Raw genomic sequence first — 18775 nt, 5'->3', positions numbered from 1 at the left:
ATTTTCACCTCATCTAAATCTGTTGCCTTTATTATACCACTTCATTATTGTTTCTTTGAGCCTGCATCATCTTCAATATGATAAAACCTGTAGGCAATGTTTGGCGTGTAGGCTGTGGAATCCTCATAATCCCAATAGCGCATTCTGCTGTTGTACGTATTGGCATTGACCAGGGGCATGTTTGATTTATCTTTTGATACGACAATCGTTGTATGGTCAAATCTGCCGTCGCCCTGAAAGTCGTAGCAAATCACATCGCCTGGCATAAGCGCTTCAGGTTTGTAGACTCTTGATGCGCGCAGCCCTGTTTTCGAATGTCCGAGATGCATCGTAAGGGAATGGGCAACTGTCCAGCTGTAGCTCCAGTTGCTGTTTTGCATCCACCATCCGGCTGAGCGACCGGGATAGCCGCGCATCGGTGCTCCTCCGGCCCGGAGGCATTGTGAGACATAGTTTGTGCAGTTCACATCAAAGTTTTTATACTTCGGATTGTGCGTGTTCCACCATCTCTCTGCATACTGAACCGCAGCGAGCCTGTCATACCGGAACGAAACCCTTTCATCTGACTCGTCTTCCCTGTTTTCATCTATCTCATCTTCGCGGTTCACTTCAATCTTATCATCGCTGACAATCATGCCATTTTGAAAAATGGCCATCCGATCTTCGGTTTTTTCTTCCATATAGAACGATTTCCGGTCGTTATGAAAATATTTATAATGGCACTTATACGTCACGTGCATTTCTTCGGCCGTGACGTTCTCAACCTGAATCACCTGCACATCCGCTCTTCCTTTAAGTAGCTCCACTTCCCGGTCTTTTAAGATCTGCTTTTTTCTGAGCAGCGTTTCACTGTCTTCGATAAGATAAAGATCCCTTGCACTTCTGCTGTTGACCAGCATCTCCAGTTTGCTCTTTACTGCAGCCGCAAGTTCCTTTTTCATATACGCCTCACCGCCATAAGTGTCTTTAGTAAGACTCTATGAAAACCGGCCGGGAAGTATGAACTCTACTGCTGAAGAAGCGTCAGCCCTTTTTCCATTTCACCGCGCGCCTCTTCATCCTGTTCTTGCTGAAGAGCTTTCTCCAAATCAGGAAGACTCGTTTTTTCACCGATTACACCAAGCGCCCAGGCTGCCGTTCCCCTGATTACAGGGCGGGGATCTTTCTGCATCAATGACGTTAATTCAGGAACAGCCGTCGTATCTTTAAAATGAGCAAGAGCAATAATCGCATTGCGCTGAATCGGTTTTTTCCCGCGCCAGGAGCCTGACACATGACCGAACTTCTCTTTAAACTCGCGGTTGCTCATCGTAAGGAGCGGTTTCAGCTTCGGCTTTGCAATTTCCGGGTCCGGTTCCATTTCGGCATGCAGATGAAAGTCCTTGCCTTTATTCTCCGGACAGACCGTCTGGCAGGTATCACATCCGTACAGGCGGTTTCCAAGCTTTTTGCGGTATCTTTCTTCAAGAAATCCTTTAGTCTGCGTTAAAAAAGCGATGCACTTGGATGAATCAAGCTGGCCGCCCTGAACAAGGGCACCTGTCGGGCATGCATCTACACAAATCGAGCAGCTGCCGCACCGGTCCTCCATCGGTGTATCAGGAGGGAGAGCGATATTTGTGATGATTTCACCAAGGTAGACATACGACCCGAATTCGGGTGTAATAATCGCGCAGTTTTTCCCGCTCCAGCCGATTCCCGCTCTCTCAGCGGCCGCACGGTCAGACAGTTCGCCGGTATCAACCATGGACTTGAGCTCTGCATCCGGCAGTTTCTCAAGGATATAGGCTTCAAGCTTCTTTAGCCTATCTCTCAGCACATCATGATAATCCTGTCCCCAGGATGCGCGGCAGAATATTCCCCGTCTGTCTTCTTTCGTGCTTCTCGGGGCGTCCTTCAGCTTTGAAGGATACGCAAGGGCGATCGATATGATCGATTTTGCTCCGGGCACAAGCAAATCAGGGTTCGTTCTTTTTTCAATATCCGGCTCCTCAAAGCCTGACATATAGCCTCTTTGCTCGTGCACAATCAGGCGCTGCTTCAGCTCCTCAAAAACGGTTGCCTGCGCAAATCCGATCTTATCAATGCCGATGCTCTTGCTGTATGCAATTAAATCTTGCTTTAACTCGGCTGCATTCATGGTCTATCCCTCCTTTCCGTTCGATTGGTCACTTCTTCTATGGTAAAATAATGTCATTAAAATGTGGAGGATAAAATGATGGAAACTTCAATCAGTCCCGAAATCACCCGCGAGATACCCGGTTTTAAAATCGGCGTGATCTCCTATGCAAACATTGAAGTATCAGAATCGCCGCAAATGCTGAAAGGCAGAATGCGTCTGTTCCAGGAGTCAATCTTCTTTGAAATGGAAGATAAAAAAGTCCAGGATCTTGAACCGATTAAAGAGTGGCGGGCCATTTTCAAAAAACTCGGCACAGATCCAGGGCGCTACCGTCCTTCAAGCGAGGCGCTGTACCGCAGAATCCAAAAGCAGCAGTACCTTGAACCGTTTCATTCTGCAGTCGACCTGAATAACTTCTTCTCGCTGCAGCATCAGATCCCTTTTGGCATTTACGATGCAGATGAACTGTCGGGTCCGGTTGAAATCAAGGTTGGGGCTGCAGATGATTCCTATCTTGCCATCAACGGACGGGAAGTAAACATGGCCGGCAAACTTGTATCTGCGGATGAGAACGGACCGTTTGGGAGCCCATTTGTTGACTCCAGGCGAACGGCTGTCACGGAGAACACGCACAATGCCCTGCATCTGATCTACTTAAGACCAGGCATGGATGAAGAACAGGCACTCGAGATGTTATCATCTTTAACGAAAATGTTCACGCAAATTCACGGCGGGACGGGAGATTATAAAGTGATACAGTAAATCCCTCTTTTCCGGAGGGATTTTTTTGAACATGAAAAAACGCAATGCCCCGTTTTTCTGACAAACGAAACACTGCGTTGTATATGTATGGAGCGGGTGATGGGAATCGAACCCACGACATCAGCTTGGAAGGCTGAGGTTTTACCATTAAACTACACCCGCAAGAAGAAGCGATAAAAATATCTTAACAAATTCTTAACCATTCTTCAACACAAAATCAAAATTTTTGTCGAAAATTGGGGTCAGTCCCGCACCGCGTTAAAGCGGAGCGGGACTGACCCCTTATTTCGTCTGCCTGTATTCGTTCGGCGTCTGGCCAGTGTACTTTTTGAAGACTTTGCTGAAGTACTTTTCGTTCTGGTAGCCGACGCCGTATGCAACTTCATAGATTTTGAGATAAGGATTTTCAAGCAGCGATTTTGCCTTTTCCATGCGGATGCCGGTCAAATAGTCCGTTAGTGTTGTCTGGTAATCCTGCTTGAACTTTCGGGAGATGTATTCCCTGCTTAAATAGAATTTATCTGCAATCTCCTGGAGCGTAATGTCCTCCTGATAATGCTGCTGAAGATATTCTTCAATCTGCTGCATGTTGTTTTTTTCCTTCTGGTACTTTACGGTGGAAAGAATGTTGATCAGCTCTGTAAATTCCTTTGTTTTTTCTTCCTTAAATTTCGCCATGGAAAAATGTCCGTCTGAATCCCAGTACGCTTTTCCCGAATAAAAGCCTTCCTTGTGGCTGATTTCATATTCCTTGATCCAGTTGCTTCGCAGGAGCTCAAACTGTTTTTCCCACAGCGTGATCTGCTCAAGGGAAAGATGATGCTGCTGTTCAAGCTTTGCAAATATCTTTACAAGCTGAGCTTCCGTTTGAGGGATGCTGCCTGACTGCACGGCCCACTTCAGCTCATTTGAAAAGTCAAACAGGTGAAGCAGCGGTTTATCTCCTTTATCCCTTGGTACGGCAAGCGTTTTTTTCAGGCGGAGATCATGTGTGAGGAGAACCGCCTCCGCCTCTCCGTACGTTTCATTCATTTGAAAACCGGTGCTGCCCGCTGCAGCAAGCACGTTCAGCTTAAGCTTCTGTTTGACAAGCCTGATGAATTCTTCCGCAGCACCAAGGGGATTTTTTTCTTTCCATAGTAGGAGAACAAGTTCATCCTCTTTATTTACGTTTTTAAAGCAGACCCCGTCCTTCAAATGTTCGCTGCAGAGGCCTGATATAGAGGCCGCAGCAGCTTCCCGGTCTCCCTCACATGCCTTCAGCGAGAGAACTGCGGCCGTTTTTTGAACGCTTGAAAAATGCACTCCGTATTCTTTCTGTATTTTTTCTTCAGCATCCTTTGAGAGTTCTTTTTTCAGACAAAGCCCTGAAAAAAGCTGATCCCAATAGAGGGGCCTGACTTCATTGATGACGCGGCTCTCTTCAGCCTGAGCAGACTTTGATAGCGCCTGCTCCCGCCATTCAAGAACAGCCCGCTCAAGCGTCTCGTTCAGCACATCGGGCTCAATCGGCTTTAATATATAATCGAAGCTCTTATAAGTGATCGCATGCCTCATATATTCAAAGTCATCATACCCGCTCACAACAATGGTTTTGCTTGCCGTGTTCTCTGCATGAAGCCATTTTAAAAGACTGATCCCGTCTCGCCTCGGCATTCTCATGTCTGTAAAAATGATTTCAGGATTGTGTTCTTTAATGAGCGCTGCAGCCTCTTCGCCGTCTTCCGCTTCCATAATGAGATCGATCCCGTGCTTTTCCCAGTCAGCGAGCAGCATGAGCCCTTCCCTTACATGCTTTTCATCATCAACTATGATTGCTTTCACCCGTCTCACCCTCCAGCATGACCGGCAGCCTCATCGTCACCATGAAGCCGCCGTCCTCTTTATTTTCCAGAAAAAGCTTTGCTTTGTGATCATAATAAAGCTTCAGCCGTGAATAAACGTTTTTCAGACCTATATTTGTCCCCGGTCCCTTTCTATTCAGCGCCTCGGCTCTGAAATGCTCATGTATCTCATTCAGCCTCTGCGGCGTGACGCCAATACCGTTGTCGCTGATTACCATGACCAGTTCATCATCGTCCCTGAAGCACTTCAGCTCGATGCTCCCAATGCCTTCACGGATATCAAAGCCATGCTTAAAGTAGTTTTCAATAACGGGCTGCAGAATCATTTTCGGCACGGGAATATCCTGGACATCCTCATCAACTTCAACATGCACCTGCAGATGCTCGCCAAACCGCTCTTTTTGCAGGAATAGAAAAGCATTGGTGTAGGTAATTTCTTTCCTCAGAGGAACAAGATCCTCCTCCATATTCATCCCGTATCTCATGATCTTTGACAGGTGGGTGATCAGAGAATAGATTTGCGGAACGTTATTTTTAAGGGCAACCGTTCCGATGGACTGCAGCGCATTATAAAGAAAATGCGGGTTGATCTGAGACTGCAGCACTTTAAGTTGGTTTGTCTTATTTTCAAGCTCAAGCTTGTACTCTCTCGTAATCAGCTGATTGATCCGCTCGATCATTTGCTGAAAACGGGAGCCCAGAATCCCGATTTCATCTGATCCGAAGGACTGGGAGGCAATCTTCATATTCCCTTTTTCAACCTGTTCAATATTCTGAAGCAGAATTCTGATTGGGGAGGTCATTTTAAAGGAAACGAACAGAACAGCAAGCACCACAAGCGACAAACCGATCACGCCAAAAAGAATATTGATTTTAGCGACGCTGTATGCGCTGTCATAAAGGATATGAAACGGCACACGCTTGACCAGTATCCAGCCTCCGGACGATTCAGAAAGCCTGTCGTACATCATCACTCCGTTAAAAGAATCCTCTTCCCACTCAAACGTTCCTGATGCAGTATCCGCATCCATCACGGTCTCAATCCATTTTTGATTCGACCCGTCCGGAATCTCGGCGTTTGAACTGTAAATCATCTTCCCCTCTGATGACAGCAGGAAAAACTCCTCTGATTCCCGGTTGTACAGATTCCGGCTCATATCAATGATCGTATCAGGCGAAATACCGAGAGTGATATATCCAAGCACATCACTCCCAGGCACATTCGTAAGCGCCCTGTGCATCATCACGATGTCTCTTCCCTTTCTGGGGCTGTCCTCATGGCTTGCGTACATGGGCTCGATATACATGTTGTAGGGGCTGCGCTCAGCGCTGTTGAAGGCCTCATTTTTTTCATCTTCAATACTCGTTGAAAAGACAACAGTCGACCGTTTAGTAGCAGAAATCACCCTGTCATCTTTGGCAAACGAGATCTTCACCTCGTTAATCGTATCTCCCGTATAAAGAATGGTCTGCATAATATTTTTCACAATGCCGATATTCTGATAGTCGTTTTTATCATCAGGCGCTCTGAGATAGTTAATAAAATCCGGATTGTTGTACAGGGAGAGTGTAAGACCGTTCAGCTCATTCAGATAGCTTTCGAGGTTTATTTTCCCCTGATACAGCAGGTTGCTGCTTTCTTTCACAACCTGGTCTTCAAGCGACTCTTTTGTATATAGGTACGTAATTAAAATAGAACTGCCGAACGGCACGATGGTCGTAATCATCAGAAGAACAATCAATTTGTTGCGGATGCTTCGTTTCAGCATGGGGTCTGACCTCCAGGACTAGCTTATTCTTTAGTATATAGCCAGTTTCATAGGCTTGAAAGCACTTTTTGGAATCTTCCTTCAAATACCTTGGGGGGATTGCAAAAGGATACAAAAAGAAAGCACACCCATGAGGGCATGCTTTCTCTATCAATCTATTACTTCAAGTTATCCCATGAAGTCTGGAAACGCTCAAGCATTGTATCATAGTCGATTTTGCCTGCAGCATACTCCTGCATGGCAGCAGCGAATTCTTTGTTCGCTCCGTCCGGCCATTTGAACCAAGTCCAAGGGATTGTTTTCTCTTCTTTAGAGTAATCAAGAATCGAAGTTCCAAGATCGCCAAGTCCAGCTGGCTCGATGTTATCGAATGCCGGGATGAATGCGAACTCTTCTGTGATGAAGCGTTTTCCTGTTTCAGAGGAAACCATCCAGTTCAAGAATGCTTTCGCTTCTTCAAGGTGCTCTGAATTTTTGTTCAGTACCCAGTTGTTCGGTACGCCGACTGGAAGGCTGTTTGCATTCTCGTCGTTGCTGATCGGAATTGGAAGGAAGCCCATGTTGATCTCAGGATTGATTTCTGTGATCATGTTCTCTGTCCAGTTTCCTTGCTGAAGCATAGCTGTTTCGCCAGAAGCGAAAAGTGTAACCTGTGTATTGTAGTCTGTTGTTAATGGATTGTCGTTTGCATATTTAAGCTCTGTATCAAGAACTTCTTTGAACTGCTTGAACTGCTCATTGTCAGTGAATTTTTCTGATCCGTCATAAAGACCTGCGATAAATTTCTCAGGATCTTCCTGCTGTGCAAATGGAATGTTCAGTAAATGCTGCCCGATTACCCACCACTCGCCGTATCCAGCAGAGAATGGAGTGATCTTTTTAGCTTCAAGCTTTTTAGCCGCTTCTTTCAGCTCATCGATTGTTTTAGGAGGCTCAGTGATGCCTGCTTTTTCAAACAGGTCTTTGTTGTAAACAAAGCCGTATCCTTCAAGGTTGACAGGCATTCCGTAAAGCTTGCCGTCTGCATCTGTCATTGGCACTTTTCCGATTGGAAGAACATGCTCAACCCATGGCTCGCCAGAAAGATCAGCAAGCTTTTCTTTCCAGAGCTCAAGCTCTTTAAAACCGCCGTTGTTGAAAATATCCGGCTCTTCGCCTGATGCAAATTTCGCTTTAAGAGCCGCGCCGTAGTCAGCACCGCCGCCTACCGTTTCAAGTTTGATCTTAATGTTTGGATTCTCTGCTTCATATTCTTTGATCATTGCCTGAAGCTGGTCAGCAATTTCTACTTTAAACTGGAAGAAGTTAAGCGTTACCACTTCATCGCCTGATTTTGAATCCTTGCCTGAATCTCCGCCTGATGATGATTCTTTAGACGAACAGCCCGCCATAATGCCGAATACGAAAACGAATGACATACATAATAACAGAAAGCGTTTCATTGATGGATTGACCTCCTTGAATCTTTTTATTTTATATAAATTTCTGCACTCTTAATCTATAGAATGCAGAAACTTTATATCTACTTGATTGAACCTGATGCAATTCCCTTAATAATGTGCTTTTGCAGGAACAGGAAGAAAATGACGACCGGCGTGATGCCAAGCACCAGCGCTGCGAGTCCCATATCCCACTGTTTCGTGTACTGGGCAAAGAATGAACTTGCCGCAAGCGGAATCGTGCGCAGCTCCGCATCCTGCAGAACAAGCAATGGAAGCAGATAATCATTCCAGATCCAAAGCGTGTTCAGAATGACTACCGTTACCGTGATCGGCTTCAGAAGAGGGAAAACAATTCTCCAGAACACGCCGAACTCGCTGCAGCCGTCAATCTTCGCTGACTCTTCAATTTCAACAGGCACTGTTTTCACAAACCCGTGATAAAGGAACAGCGAAAGCGGAACACCAAAACCGAAATACATGATAATCAGACCTGGAATACTGTTTGTCAGACCAAGGGTACCTCCAAGCTTCATCAGCGGAATCATCACCGTCTGGAACGGAATAACCATTGCCGCTACAAACAGAACAAACAGGATTTTGTTGAATCTGCCCGGCGTGCGGACCATTTTCCACGCAGCCATCGAACTGATGATCACTAACCCAATATTACTGAAAACCGTGATGATAAGCGAATTCCAAAAAGCCCGCGGGAAGTTGATAACCTCCCACACTTTGGCGTAGTTAGAGAACATAAATTCCTTCGGCCATGCTGCAGCATCTATTAAAATAGCTGCAAACGGCTTAACTGAGTTTACGAGAACGAAGTAAAACGGAATCAGGAAGATGAGCGCAATCGCGATTGCTATGATTTCAAGGACAAATGTTTTGCCTGTATACCGGTTGCCCATTACGCCTCAACCTCCCGCTTCTTCGTCATCATTACTTGAACGGTTGTAAAGATGGCAACAACCACAAAGAACAGAATTGACTTCGCCGTACCAAGACCGTAACGGTTATTCTGGAAGGCTTCCTGATAAATATTAATCGCTACAGACTGAGTCGAGTTGAACGGCCCGCCGCCTGTAAGAGAAATATTCAGATCGAAAATCTTAAACGCCATTGATATTGTAAGGAACAGACAAATCGTAAACGCCGGAAGAATCAGCGGAACAATAATCTTCGTCAGAAGCGTCCAAGCAGATGCTCCGTCCATTTTCGCCGCCTCAAGCAGGGAAGTATCCACACCCTGAAGAGCTGCAATGTAGATGACCATCATATAGCCGCTCGTCTGCCAGGCAAACACGATGACGATTCCCCAAAACGCAGTCGTCTCATCGCCAAGCCAAGGCATTTTGAAAAACTCAAGACCCGTCATATTTCCGAGTGATGCAAAACCTTTTACAAAAATGAACTGCCAGATAAATCCGAGCAACAATCCCCCGATGACGTTCGGAAGGAAAAAGACAGTCCGCAGAACATTCTTCGTTTTAAGCGCTGCATTCAGCATCAGTGCAAAAGCAAACCCAATCACATTACTGATAATAACAGCCGCAAACATAAACTTCGTTGTGAAAATGAAAGAATTAAAAAAGGCCGGATCGTTCGTAAAGATCTTCAGATAGTTCTCCAAACCTACCCACTCAACAGCCGAACTGACTCCATTCCATGAAGTAAACGAATAATAAAGCCCCATTAAGAACGGCAGTATCTGGATCACAAGGAAGAACAGCAGCGCCGGACCTACAAAGGCGGCATATCCAAGCAGGCTCTTCACCTTAAACTTCTTCTTAGGAACGGTCTGCATCTGAGCCTTCGTGCTCACAGGCCCCGTTTGAATTTTCGTTTCCAACCGTCTCACCACCCTTAGTTTGTAATCGCTTTCTTTTATTATAATGATAGCGCTTACTAAAAAGGGGATACTCAATTGACGAAGAAGGTGCACTATTTTGACTAGATGTGGGGAGAAAGGCTTGTCCTTTTTTTGTATGACAGTTCAAAAATCATATATATGCTTAAGAAATGCACAACAACAGCTGTAATAAATGTATTTTAGCAAAAAAAAGAACCTGGTGAGCTCCAGATTCTTCCTCATTGCTATACGAATACTCAAGGGTACAACAATCTCTATACGCTTTGTCCCCCCATTTTTTTGCTCTGCTGCAGAAGCTTCGACTCTCCCGTACGCTCCCACTCTTCCACTGTTTCATATGCTTTCTCAGGAGTGTACCCCTTCCCGACAAGCACGCCCATCAAAATAAACTCCTGAAGAATGTGAACCGCATTGATCCCTCTCTTCACATCCTCAAGCCCTTCCTTCACCAAAAACTCCGTGTGCTTTACCCACTCATCCGGAGTCTTGCCATCAATCACCGTTTTCCCGCCATTTTTGCCGTAGCCTTCTTCAGCAGCCTCCGCATCCGCTTTCGTCTCATGAACCGTACCAAACGGATGGTTAGGAGGAGCATAGATTGAATAAAGTTTCAGCGGAGACTTTCCTGTATTGGTGACATTGTGCCATGTTCCAGCAGGTATGAAGATCGCCGTATCATCAAAGACGTTCCTCATGAAAGGCAATTGATCCTTGCTCTTGCCCATTTGAACAATCCCCTGCCCCTCTTCAACCCGCAGGAACTGATCAACATCAGGATGCATCTCCAAACCGATATCCTCACCGGGATTGAGACTCATTAACGTAAGCTGCAGGTGAGTTCCTGTCCATAAGGCCGTACGGAAAGTATTGTTCTGCAGCGTCGCTTCATTAATATTAATAACAAACGGTTCTGGCCCATAATCCTTTAATGAGAGTCTGTACTCACTCATTTCAGAGGGGTAGCTGCCTGGATAATTCCAATAGACCGGTTCTCTGTAATAACTGTTCATCGGTGCATGAACCTGAGGATAATAAGGATTTGGATACCAGTGATTCGGATAATAATACATTCTTCTCCACCCTTTCAGCGCATATGAAAGCATTATATGCAGGGAGGTGGGCGGGGGTACTTGAACACTTCTATCAAAGAATTAACAAGTGTAAAAGGATATTATTCATGAAATATGAAAATGAAGTTTCAAGTCATGGCCTATTTGGTGGTAAAATTAACTTGTAAATATTTTCTATAGATAATTGTTGTAGTTTAATATTAAAGATTGGAGAGAAAAGAGATTTATGGAAAAAATCAGAAGGATTTCTTTAGCTGGTATTATTGTTTTCGTTTTAGCAACTTTCATTTTATTTGTTGGTCTTAAAGATTATCAACAACAAGGAATAAATATTAATGCTAAATATGATATTCAGCAAAATTTAGCAAATTTATCATTATCATTAGAAATGACTTCTATAAGTATTAAAAAAGTTCAATTTAAATTAGAAAATGAGCCGACAAAAAAAGAGATAATTCAAAGAGAGATTGATTCCAAGTTACGTGAAATGCAAATTGAAAAGTTATCTATTATTGATAAAATAACCAAACAAAGAAAAGAAGAATTAGATTCTAGAATATTTAACTTACTTTCATATGTATCCTTAGCTATAACCATCTTTATTTTTGGAGTGTCTCTTTTTTGGCGTAAAAAAGATGTTATACACATGGGGAAACAACAAGAGGCTATACTAACTAAATTGAATAAACAAAATCAAATTATAGAAGAAGTAAAAGAATCCTTACATTTTCATCATAAGACTTTAGATAAGGAGAACCACCTGTTAAAAGAGGCATTTAATAAACAAATCGAGTACAGTGAAATCTTGACTGGGAAGATTGATATATTTTTGAAACTAAATGAAGAAACTAATAAACAGGTGGCAGTTGTAAAAGAAGATGATAATTGTAGTTCTTAAATTAGCAGTACAAACTTGTGCCTTAGTTTTGTAAAAGCCCACTCGAGTAAGTACCAATAAAAATAAACCAGTGTTGATTCTATATATTAATAAATAGAATCAACACTGGTTTATTTTTAACTTCCTATTAAGAGAAAAAACTTATTACGATCAAGCTTCGCTTGTCGCATGGCAATGGCTTTGCCTTTAACCATATCAGTCTTAATTTTGCACATAAAATATTATCACTCATAAAGAAAAAGATTAATGCAACGGAAGCTCTTTAGAAAAACCATATAATAAAATGAGAATTTTATCTTATTGAACTAACAGGGCAGAATAATTGAAGAATACACATCTTATTTATCAGCGATTAATCTTGATCGTCTAATAAGTATCTTTAAAAGTTTGACCTTTTTTGACAAAATGAAGAACATTTGGTAAATTATAGATGGATAATTTTATTGAATATAGATAGGAAATAAAGGAGGAATAAATAATGTTTGCTGGATTTAATTTAAAGATGAATAGCGAGTTTCTTTCTTATAGTAATATAGGTAACACTATTTTAGAAGAGAATAAAGAACATATAGAAAAAGAATTTGATAGCTTTTTGCTCAGTGATGGAAGCATAGATGGAACAAAGATGCAAAACGATTGGTTTCCAGAAATAAATGCTGATGTTTTTATTTCTCACTCTCATGCAGATAAAGAGAAAGCTATTGCAGTGGCTGGTTGGCTATATGAAAAATTCGGTTTAACAGTTTTCATTGATTCTTGTGTGTGGGGATATGCTGCAAACCTTCTAAAAAAAATAGATGACATTTATTGTAAAAATAAAGACAGCAATACTTACAATTATGAAAAAAGAAATTTTTCAACAAGCCATGTTTATATGATGCTGTCAACGGCACTAACTAAGATGATAGATAAAACTGAATGTGTCCTTTTTTTAAATACTCCAAATTCCATTGTAACAAACGAGGTGATTAAACAAACAAAATCTCCTTGGATTTATTATGAATTAGCTATGACACAATCTATCAGAAAAAAGGACCCTATTAGATTCGGTTTAATAAAAAAAGGGTATTATCTTAAACATGCTCAAGTATTAGACATAAAGTATAAGCTGGATATAGGACATCTTTGTGAAATATCTCAAAATGACCTTCAAGAATGGGAAAAGGCTTATAATCCGAATGGTGATTCACATGCCTTAGATGTTTTGTATGAAAAACATGATTTAATTGATATTCAAGTCAAGATTTAATTGAGTATTTTCTAAAGAAAAGTACTGAATCATTAACTTGTTTATCAGTAGGAGGAATGTTGTATGGAAAGCAAAATACGTTATCTTGAAATGATCCAAAATGTAATAACGCGTATGGCATCTAATTCATTTTTATTAAAAGGTTGGACGGTTACCCTAGTAGTTGGATTACTTGCTTTCGCTAATATTGATGAAATGAATACGAAGTATATTATTTTAGCATTGGTACCTGTATTCTTCTTTTGGTTATTGGATGGATTTTTTATTCATCAAGAGTGGTTATTTAGGAAGCTGTATGAACATGCTGTTACTCTAAAAGAAACGGAAATAAATTTTTCGATGAGCACAAAACCTTTTGAAGGGAAAACAGGTAATTGGTTTAAAGCTATCATTTCAAAGACACTTTTAATATTCTACCTACCTGTTTTAATTGTAGTTGTCTTTGCTTTACTATCATTTCCAAATATTTCAATAAAACTATAGGGTTTTGGGTATGAAAATAGGAGTAAACAGCTCTATTCTATTACCATAATATATAATCTTCTTCAAATAGCTTTAGTGAAGGAGCTAAAGGACCACTAAGGTCCTTTTTTATTTTAAATTTCTCAAATAACAATCTTTGAAGAAAAATTCGTAAGCTTAATCATCCGTAATTTTCTTTTTAATAATTCGTGCTTCTTCATCTGAAAGTTTTTCTCTTCTACCCACACCAACCTCTTACGCACACGATATTATATTATTTATGTCGCGAAAATAAACGCAAAAAAAAGACTTCAACATAACCGTTGAAGTCTTGATTTCTATAGCTATTTTAGATACCGGTGGTCGGGGTCGAACCGACACTCCAGAGGAACACGATTTTGAGTCGTGCGCGTCTGCCAATTCCGCCACACCGGCAAATTGATCATTTTTTGAACTGGATACTGGTTGATGCCGAGGACCGGAATCGAACCGGTACGGTAGTCACCTACCGCAGGATTTTAAGTCCTGTGCGTCTGCCAGTTCCGCCACCCCGGCTAAGGGTGAGTTCATAAAAATTGGAGGCGACACCCGGATTTGAACCGGGGATAAAGGTTTTGCAGACCTCTGCCTTACCACTTGGCTATGCCGCCTTAAGATTCTGGAGCGGAAGACGGGATTCGAACCCGCGACCCCCACCTTGGCAAGGTGGTGTTCTACCACTGAACTACTTCCGCATTCGCCGTAATTGTATCTTATGCAGCTGGTGCACAAAGATGACTGTTAAAGTGAAAATGGCTGGGCTAGCTGGATTCGAACCAGCGCATGACGGAGTCAAAGTCCGTTGCCTTACCGCTTGGCTATAGCCCAAAACAAAAATAAAAACCCTATTAAGTAAAAAGGGGCGACTGATGGGAATCGAACCCACGAATGCCAGAGCCACAATCTGGTGCGTTAACCACTTCGCCACAGCCGCCATTATACTATATAAGATTAATTAAATTGGCAGGGGTAGTAGGACTCGAACCCACACCGGAGGTTTTGGAGACCTCTGTTCTACCTTTAAACTATACCCCTGTATTCTTTTTTAAAAATGGTGGAGGGGGACGGATTCGAACCGCCGAACCCTGAGGGAGCGGATTTACAGTCCGCCGCGTTTAGCCACTTCGCTACCCCTCCACATTTCAGTGGTGCCGGCAAGAGGACTTGAACCCCCAACCTACTGATTACAAGTCAGTTGCTCTACCAATTGAGCTACACCGGCATATAAGTGTAAATGGTGGCTTGGGACGGAATCGAACCGCCGACACAAGGATTTTCAGTCCTTTGCTCTACCGACTGAGCTACCAAGCCTTTATAAAAATGGCGGTCCCGACCGGGATCGAACCGGCGATCTCCTGCGTGACAGGCAGGCATGTTAACCGCTACACCACGGGACCATTTGGTTGCGGGGACAGGATTTGAACCTGCGACCTTCGGGTTATGAGCCCGACGAGCTACCAGACTGCTCCACCCCGCGATAATAATAAGGTAATTCTTTTTCGTCCCGATAAGTTGGTGTTAAACCTGCTTGACCGTTACGCTGCTGCTTTAAATTTTCATGGTGGAGGATGACGGGCTCGAACCGCCGACCCTCTGCTTGTAAGGCAGATGCTCTCCCAGCTGAGCTAATCCTCCGCAGTGAAAATATGTTGGTGACCCGTACGGGATTCGAACCCGTGTTACCGCCGTGAAAGGGCGGTGTCTTAACCGCTTGACCAACGGGCCATAAAGTTGTGGCGGAGAGCAAGGGATTCGAACCCTTGAGACGGGTTACCGCCTACACGATTTCCAATCGTGCTCCTTCGGCCACTCGGACAGCTCTCCAAAATGGCTCCGCAGGTAGGACTCGAACCTACGACCGATCGGTTAACAGCCGATAGCTCTACCACTGAGCTACTGCGGAATAATAATTTTCACCAGCCTGGCAACGTCCTACTCTCACAGGGGGAAACCCCCAACTACCATCGGCGCTAAAGAGCTTAACTTCCGTGTTCGGCATGGGAACGGGTGTGACCTCTTTGCCATCATCACCAGACATAGTGACAAAAATTATTATACTATGAAATCCGAAGATTTCAAGCTTTTTTTTTGAAAGAAGTTATTCTTTCAAAACTGAATAACGTTTGATAACAAGATTCACATGCAACTTACACTTAGTTAGACTGTGGTTAAGTCCTCGAACGATTAGTATCTGTCAGCTCCACACGTCACCGCGCTTCCACCTCAGACCTATCAACCTGATCATCTTTCAGGGTTCTTACTCACAAATGTGATGGGAAATCTCATCTTGAGGGGGGCTTCATGCTTAGATGCTTTCAGCACTTATCCCTTCCGCACATAGCTACCCAGCGATGCCTTTGGCAAGACAACTGGTACACCAGCGGTGCGTCCATCCCGGTCCTCTCGTACTAAGGACAGCTCCTCTCAAATTTCCTGCGCCCACGACGGATAGGGACCGAACTGTCTCACGACGTTCTGAACCCAGCTCGCGTACCGCTTTAATGGGCGAACAGCCCAACCCTTGGGACCGACTACAGCCCCAGGATGCGATGAGCCGACATCGAGGTGCCAAACCTCCCCGTCGATGTGGACTCTTGGGGGAGATAAGCCTGTTATCCCCGGGGTAGCTTTTATCCGTTGAGCGATGGCCCTTCCATGCGGAACCACCGGATCACTAAGCCCGACTTTCGTCCCTGCTCGACTTGTAGGTCTCGCAGTCAAGCTCCCTTGTGCCTTTACACTCTGCGAATGATTTCCAACCATTCTGAGGGAACCTTTGGGCGCCTCCGTTACATTTTAGGAGGCGACCGCCCCAGTCAAACTGCCCGCCTGACACTGTCTCCCAGCCCGGTAAGGGCTGCGGGTTAGAATTTCAATACAGCAAGGGTAGTATCCCACCAATGCCTCCACCGAAGCTTGCGCTCCGGCTTCCAAGGCTCCTACCTATCCTGTACAAGCTGTACCAAAATTCAATATCAGGCTGCAGTAAAGCTCCACGGGGTCTTTCCGTCCTGTCGCGGGTAACCTGCATCTTCACAGGTACTATAATTTCACCGAGTCTCTCGTTGAGACAGTGCCCAGATCGTTACGCCTTTCGTGCGGGTCGGAACTTACCCGACAAGGAATTTCGCTACCTTAGGACCGTTATAGTTACGGCCGCCGTTTACTGGGGCTTCGGTTCAAAGCTTCGCTTGCGCTAACCTCTCCCCTTAACCTTCCAGCACCGGGCAGGCGTCAGCCCCTATACTTCGCCTTGCGGCTTCGCAGAGACCTGTGTTTTTGCTAAACAGTCGCCTGGGCCTATTCACTGCGGCTTTTCAGGGCTATTCACCCTAAAAAGCACCCCTTCTCCCGAAGTTACGGGGTCATTTTGCCGAGTTCCTTAACGAGAGTTCTCTCGCTCACCTTAGGATTCTCTCCTCGCCTACCTGTGTCGGTTTGCGGTACGGGCACCTCTCACCTCGCTAGAGGCTTTTCTTGGCAGTGTGGAATCAGGAACTTCGGTACTAAATTTCCCTCGCCATCACAGCTCAGCCTTATATGGGAAGCGGATTTGCCTACTTCCCGGCCTAACTGCTTGGACGCGCATATCCAACAGCGCGCTTGCCCTATCCTCCTGCGTCCCCCCATTGCTCAAATGGTGAGGAGGTGGTACAGGAATATCAACCTGTTGTCCATCGCCTACGCCTTTCGGCCTCGGCTTAGGTCCCGACTAACCCTGAGCGGACGAGCCTTCCTCAGGAAACCTTAGGCATTCGGTGGAGGGGATTCTCACCCCTCTTTCGCTACTCATACCGGCATTCTCACTTCTAAGCGCTCCACCAGTCCTTCCGGTCTGGCTTCGACGCCCTTAGAACGCTCTCCTACCACTGTTCGTAAGAACAGTCCGCAGCTTCGGTGATACGTTTAGCCCCGGTACATTTTCGGCGCAGAGTCACTCGACCAGTGAGCTATTACGCACTCTTTAAATGGTGGCTGCTTCTAAGCCAACATCCTGGTTGTCTAAGCAACTCCACATCCTTTTCCACTTAACGTATACTTTGGGACCTTAGCTGGCGGTCTGGGCTGTTTCCCTCTTGACTACGGATCTTATCACTCGCAGTCTGACTCCCGAGGAGCAAGTCTTTGGCATTCGGAGTTTGACTGAATTCGGTAACCCGATGAGGGCCCCTAGTCCAATCAGTGCTCTACCTCCAAGACTCTCATACTCGAGGCTAGCCCTAAAGCTATTTCGGAGAGAACCAGCTATCTCCAAGTTCGATTGGAATTTCTCCGCTACCCACACCTCATCCCCGCACTTTTCAACGTGCGTGGGTTCGGGCCTCCATTCAGTGTTACCTGAACTTCACCCTGGACATGGGTAGATCACCTGGTTTCGGGTCTACGACCACGTACTAATTCGCCCTATTCAGACTCGCTTTCGCTGCGGCTCCGTCTCATCAACTTAACCTTGCACGGGATCGTAACTCGCCGGTTCATTCTACAAAAGGCACGCCATCACCCGTTAACGGGCTCTGACTACTTGTAAGCACACGGTTTCAGGATCTTTTCACTCCCCTTCCGGGGTGCTTTTCACCTTTCCCTCACGGTACTGGTTCACTATCGGTCACTAGGTAGTATTTAGCCTTGGGAGATGGTCCTCCCGGATTCCGACGGGATTTCACGTGTCCCGCCGTACTCAGGATCCACTCTGGAGGGAACGAAGTTTCGACTACAGGGTTTTTACCTTCTATGACAGGCCTTTCCAGGCCGCTTCATCTACCCCGTTCCTTTGTAACTCCGTATAGAGTGTCCTACAACCCCAAGAGGCAAGCCTCTTGGTTTGGGCTGATTCCGTTTCGCTCGCCGCTACTTGGGAAATCGCATTTGCTTTCTCTTCCTCCGGGTACTTAGATGTTTCAGTTCCCCGGGTCTGCCTTCAGTACCCTATGTATTCAGGTAAAGATACTGTTCCATTACGAACAGTGGGTTTCCCCATTCGGAAATCTCTGGATCAAAGCTTACTTACAGCTCCCCAAAGCATATCGGTGTTAGTCCCGTCCTTCATCGGCTCCTAGTGCCAAGGCATCCACCGTGCGCCCTTCATAACTTAACCAAAATTGGTCAATCGTTTGTTTAGACTGTAAAGTCTAAGAAAATCACTATGGTAAGCGTAAATCTCAGTGAATTACTTGTTATCAATTACGTTATCCAGTTTTCAAAGAACAACCGGCAGATCAGAAATGATCGCCTTCTTTCATATAGAGAG

12 protein-coding genes, 17 tRNA genes and 2 rRNA genes are annotated in these 18775 nt (G+C 44.6%); 4 read left to right on the top strand and 27 right to left on the bottom strand.

The genetic code is table 11. The features are described from left to right. Nucleotides 1-44: 44 nt before the first annotated feature. Together ACK1LH_RS03320 and queG are read right to left on the bottom strand one after the other, a co-directional pair. Nucleotides 45-941, bottom strand: coding sequence for an amidase domain-containing protein (locus ACK1LH_RS03320; RefSeq protein ID WP_411334482.1), 897 nt, complete (start codon nt 939-941; stop codon nt 45-47). Nucleotides 942-1006: 65 nt separating this feature from the next. After that, entirely contained in the window at nt 1007-2140 is a 1134-nt protein-coding gene (gene queG, locus ACK1LH_RS03315; RefSeq protein WP_411334481.1) for a tRNA epoxyqueuosine(34) reductase QueG, read from the bottom strand. 78 nt (nt 2141-2218) lie between these two features. Here queG and ACK1LH_RS03310 point away from each other — a divergent pair, with 78 nt between their 5' ends. Then, nucleotides 2219-2884 (top strand): B3/4 domain-containing protein, encoded by a 666-nt coding sequence (locus ACK1LH_RS03310; RefSeq protein ID WP_411334479.1) that lies wholly within the window; start codon nt 2219-2221, stop codon nt 2882-2884. An 88-nt stretch (nt 2885-2972) separates the two neighbouring features. Here ACK1LH_RS03310 and ACK1LH_RS03305 read toward each other — a convergent pair. The 7 genes from ACK1LH_RS03305 to ACK1LH_RS03275 form a co-directional block, all read right to left on the bottom strand. Beyond that, nucleotides 2973-3046: transfer RNA gene (locus ACK1LH_RS03305), tRNA-Gly, on the bottom strand. Nucleotides 3047-3166: 120 nt separating this feature from the next. Further along, nucleotides 3167-4708, bottom strand: coding sequence for a response regulator (locus tag ACK1LH_RS03300; RefSeq protein WP_411334477.1), 1542 nt, complete (start codon nt 4706-4708; stop codon nt 3167-3169). Continuing rightward, a complete protein-coding gene (locus ACK1LH_RS03295) occupies nt 4689-6497 on the bottom strand; it encodes a sensor histidine kinase (RefSeq protein ID WP_411334476.1) in 1809 nt (602 codons plus the stop codon). Before ACK1LH_RS03295 ends, ACK1LH_RS03300 begins: the two co-directional genes overlap by 20 nt. A gap of 158 nt (nt 6498-6655) precedes the next feature. Continuing rightward, nucleotides 6656-7939 (bottom strand): ABC transporter substrate-binding protein, encoded by a 1284-nt coding sequence (locus ACK1LH_RS03290; protein WP_411334475.1) that lies wholly within the window; start codon nt 7937-7939, stop codon nt 6656-6658. An 80-nt stretch (nt 7940-8019) separates the two neighbouring features. Beyond that, the gene (locus ACK1LH_RS03285) at nt 8020-8847 is read right to left on the bottom strand and encodes a carbohydrate ABC transporter permease (protein ID WP_029286338.1); all 828 of its coding nucleotides are present in this window, start codon (nt 8845-8847) and stop codon (nt 8020-8022) included. Then, entirely contained in the window at nt 8847-9743 is an 897-nt protein-coding gene (locus ACK1LH_RS03280; RefSeq protein ID WP_174435448.1) for a carbohydrate ABC transporter permease, read from the bottom strand. Before ACK1LH_RS03280 ends, ACK1LH_RS03285 begins: the two co-directional genes overlap by 1 nt. Before the next feature lie 320 nt (nt 9744-10063). Further along, nucleotides 10064-10879 carry a cupin domain-containing protein gene (locus ACK1LH_RS03275; RefSeq protein WP_411334473.1) on the bottom strand — a complete coding sequence of 272 codons (816 nt, stop codon included), beginning with the start codon at nt 10877-10879 and terminating at the stop codon, nt 10064-10066. Nucleotides 10880-11105: 226 nt separating this feature from the next. On the opposite strand from ACK1LH_RS03275, the gene ACK1LH_RS03270 reads away from it, so the two are divergent. The 3 genes from ACK1LH_RS03270 (at nt 11106) to ACK1LH_RS03260 (ending at nt 13509) form a co-directional block, all read left to right on the top strand. Beyond that, entirely contained in the window at nt 11106-11777 is a 672-nt protein-coding gene (locus tag ACK1LH_RS03270) for a hypothetical protein (protein WP_411334472.1), read from the top strand. A gap of 478 nt (nt 11778-12255) precedes the next feature. Beyond that, nucleotides 12256-13026 carry a hypothetical protein gene (locus ACK1LH_RS03265; RefSeq protein WP_411334470.1) on the top strand — a complete coding sequence of 257 codons (771 nt, stop codon included), beginning with the start codon at nt 12256-12258 and terminating at the stop codon, nt 13024-13026. A gap of 63 nt (nt 13027-13089) precedes the next feature. After that, entirely contained in the window at nt 13090-13509 is a 420-nt protein-coding gene (locus ACK1LH_RS03260; protein WP_411334469.1) for a hypothetical protein, read from the top strand. 333 nt (nt 13510-13842) lie between these two features. Here ACK1LH_RS03260 and ACK1LH_RS03255 read toward each other — a convergent pair. The 18 genes from ACK1LH_RS03255 to ACK1LH_RS03170 form a co-directional block, all read right to left on the bottom strand. Then, nucleotides 13843-13923 (bottom strand) — tRNA-Leu (locus tag ACK1LH_RS03255). A 34-nt stretch (nt 13924-13957) separates the two neighbouring features. Beyond that, nucleotides 13958-14043, bottom strand: a tRNA-Leu gene (locus ACK1LH_RS03250). Between the two features lie 21 nt (nt 14044-14064). Next, nucleotides 14065-14138: transfer RNA gene (locus ACK1LH_RS03245), tRNA-Cys, on the bottom strand. Nucleotides 14139-14147: 9 nt separating this feature from the next. Continuing rightward, a tRNA-Gly gene (locus ACK1LH_RS03240) sits at nt 14148-14222 on the bottom strand. Between the two features lie 58 nt (nt 14223-14280). Next, nucleotides 14281-14355: transfer RNA gene (locus tag ACK1LH_RS03235), tRNA-Gln, on the bottom strand. 33 nt (nt 14356-14388) lie between these two features. Beyond that, nucleotides 14389-14461: transfer RNA gene (locus tag ACK1LH_RS03230), tRNA-His, on the bottom strand. Nucleotides 14462-14488: 27 nt separating this feature from the next. Next, nucleotides 14489-14562 (bottom strand) — tRNA-Trp (locus ACK1LH_RS03225). Between the two features lie 17 nt (nt 14563-14579). After that, nucleotides 14580-14664 (bottom strand) — tRNA-Tyr (locus tag ACK1LH_RS03220). Nucleotides 14665-14673: 9 nt separating this feature from the next. Continuing rightward, a tRNA-Thr gene (locus tag ACK1LH_RS03215) sits at nt 14674-14749 on the bottom strand. A 13-nt stretch (nt 14750-14762) separates the two neighbouring features. Next, a tRNA-Phe gene (locus ACK1LH_RS03210) sits at nt 14763-14838 on the bottom strand. 10 nt (nt 14839-14848) lie between these two features. Further along, nucleotides 14849-14924, bottom strand: a tRNA-Asp gene (locus ACK1LH_RS03205). A 3-nt stretch (nt 14925-14927) separates the two neighbouring features. Continuing rightward, nucleotides 14928-15004: transfer RNA gene (locus ACK1LH_RS03200), tRNA-Met, on the bottom strand. A gap of 82 nt (nt 15005-15086) precedes the next feature. Beyond that, nucleotides 15087-15162 (bottom strand) — tRNA-Val (locus tag ACK1LH_RS03195). A gap of 15 nt (nt 15163-15177) precedes the next feature. Beyond that, nucleotides 15178-15252, bottom strand: a tRNA-Glu gene (locus ACK1LH_RS03190). 9 nt (nt 15253-15261) lie between these two features. Next, nucleotides 15262-15351, bottom strand: a tRNA-Ser gene (locus ACK1LH_RS03185). Nucleotides 15352-15355: 4 nt separating this feature from the next. Next, nucleotides 15356-15430: transfer RNA gene (locus ACK1LH_RS03180), tRNA-Asn, on the bottom strand. A 16-nt stretch (nt 15431-15446) separates the two neighbouring features. Then, nucleotides 15447-15562, bottom strand: a 5S ribosomal RNA gene (gene rrf / locus ACK1LH_RS03175). 129 nt (nt 15563-15691) lie between these two features. After that, nucleotides 15692-18622, bottom strand: a 23S ribosomal RNA gene (locus ACK1LH_RS03170). Between the last annotated feature and the right edge of the window lie 153 nt (nt 18623-18775).

Source organism: Metabacillus indicus, assembly GCF_046603695.1.
GTDB classification, from domain to species: Bacteria; Bacillota; Bacilli; order Bacillales; family Bacillaceae; genus Bacillus_P; species Bacillus_P indicus.
This window is presented reverse-complemented; position numbering and strand designations above follow the sequence as displayed.

Bases quoted from the DNA above. Each gene is read 5' to 3' on its own strand.
- ACK1LH_RS03320 (WP_411334482.1), bottom strand. From the start codon at position 941: ATGAAAAAGGAACTTGCGGCTGCAGTAAAGAGCAAACTGGAGATGCTG.
- queG (WP_411334481.1), bottom strand. From the start codon at position 2,140: ATGAATGCAGCCGAGTTAAAGCAAGATTTAATTGCATACAGCAAGAGC.
- ACK1LH_RS03310 (WP_411334479.1), top strand. From the start codon at position 2,219: ATGGAAACTTCAATCAGTCCCGAAATCACCCGCGAGATACCCGGTTTT.
- ACK1LH_RS03295 (WP_411334476.1), bottom strand. From the start codon at position 6,497: ATGCTGAAACGAAGCATCCGCAACAAATTGATTGTTCTTCTGATGATT.
- ACK1LH_RS03290 (WP_411334475.1), bottom strand. From the start codon at position 7,939: ATGAAACGCTTTCTGTTATTATGTATGTCATTCGTTTTCGTATTCGGC.
- ACK1LH_RS03285 (WP_029286338.1), bottom strand. From the start codon at position 8,847: ATGGGCAACCGGTATACAGGCAAAACATTTGTCCTTGAAATCATAGCA.
- ACK1LH_RS03280 (WP_174435448.1), bottom strand. From the start codon at position 9,743: ATGCAGACCGTTCCTAAGAAGAAGTTTAAGGTGAAGAGCCTGCTTGGA.
- ACK1LH_RS03275 (WP_411334473.1), bottom strand. From the start codon at position 10,879: ATGTATTATTATCCGAATCACTGGTATCCAAATCCTTATTATCCTCAG.
- ACK1LH_RS03270 (WP_411334472.1), top strand. From the start codon at position 11,106: ATGGAAAAAATCAGAAGGATTTCTTTAGCTGGTATTATTGTTTTCGTT.
- ACK1LH_RS03265 (WP_411334470.1), top strand. From the start codon at position 12,256: ATGTTTGCTGGATTTAATTTAAAGATGAATAGCGAGTTTCTTTCTTAT.
- ACK1LH_RS03260 (WP_411334469.1), top strand. From the start codon at position 13,090: ATGGAAAGCAAAATACGTTATCTTGAAATGATCCAAAATGTAATAACG.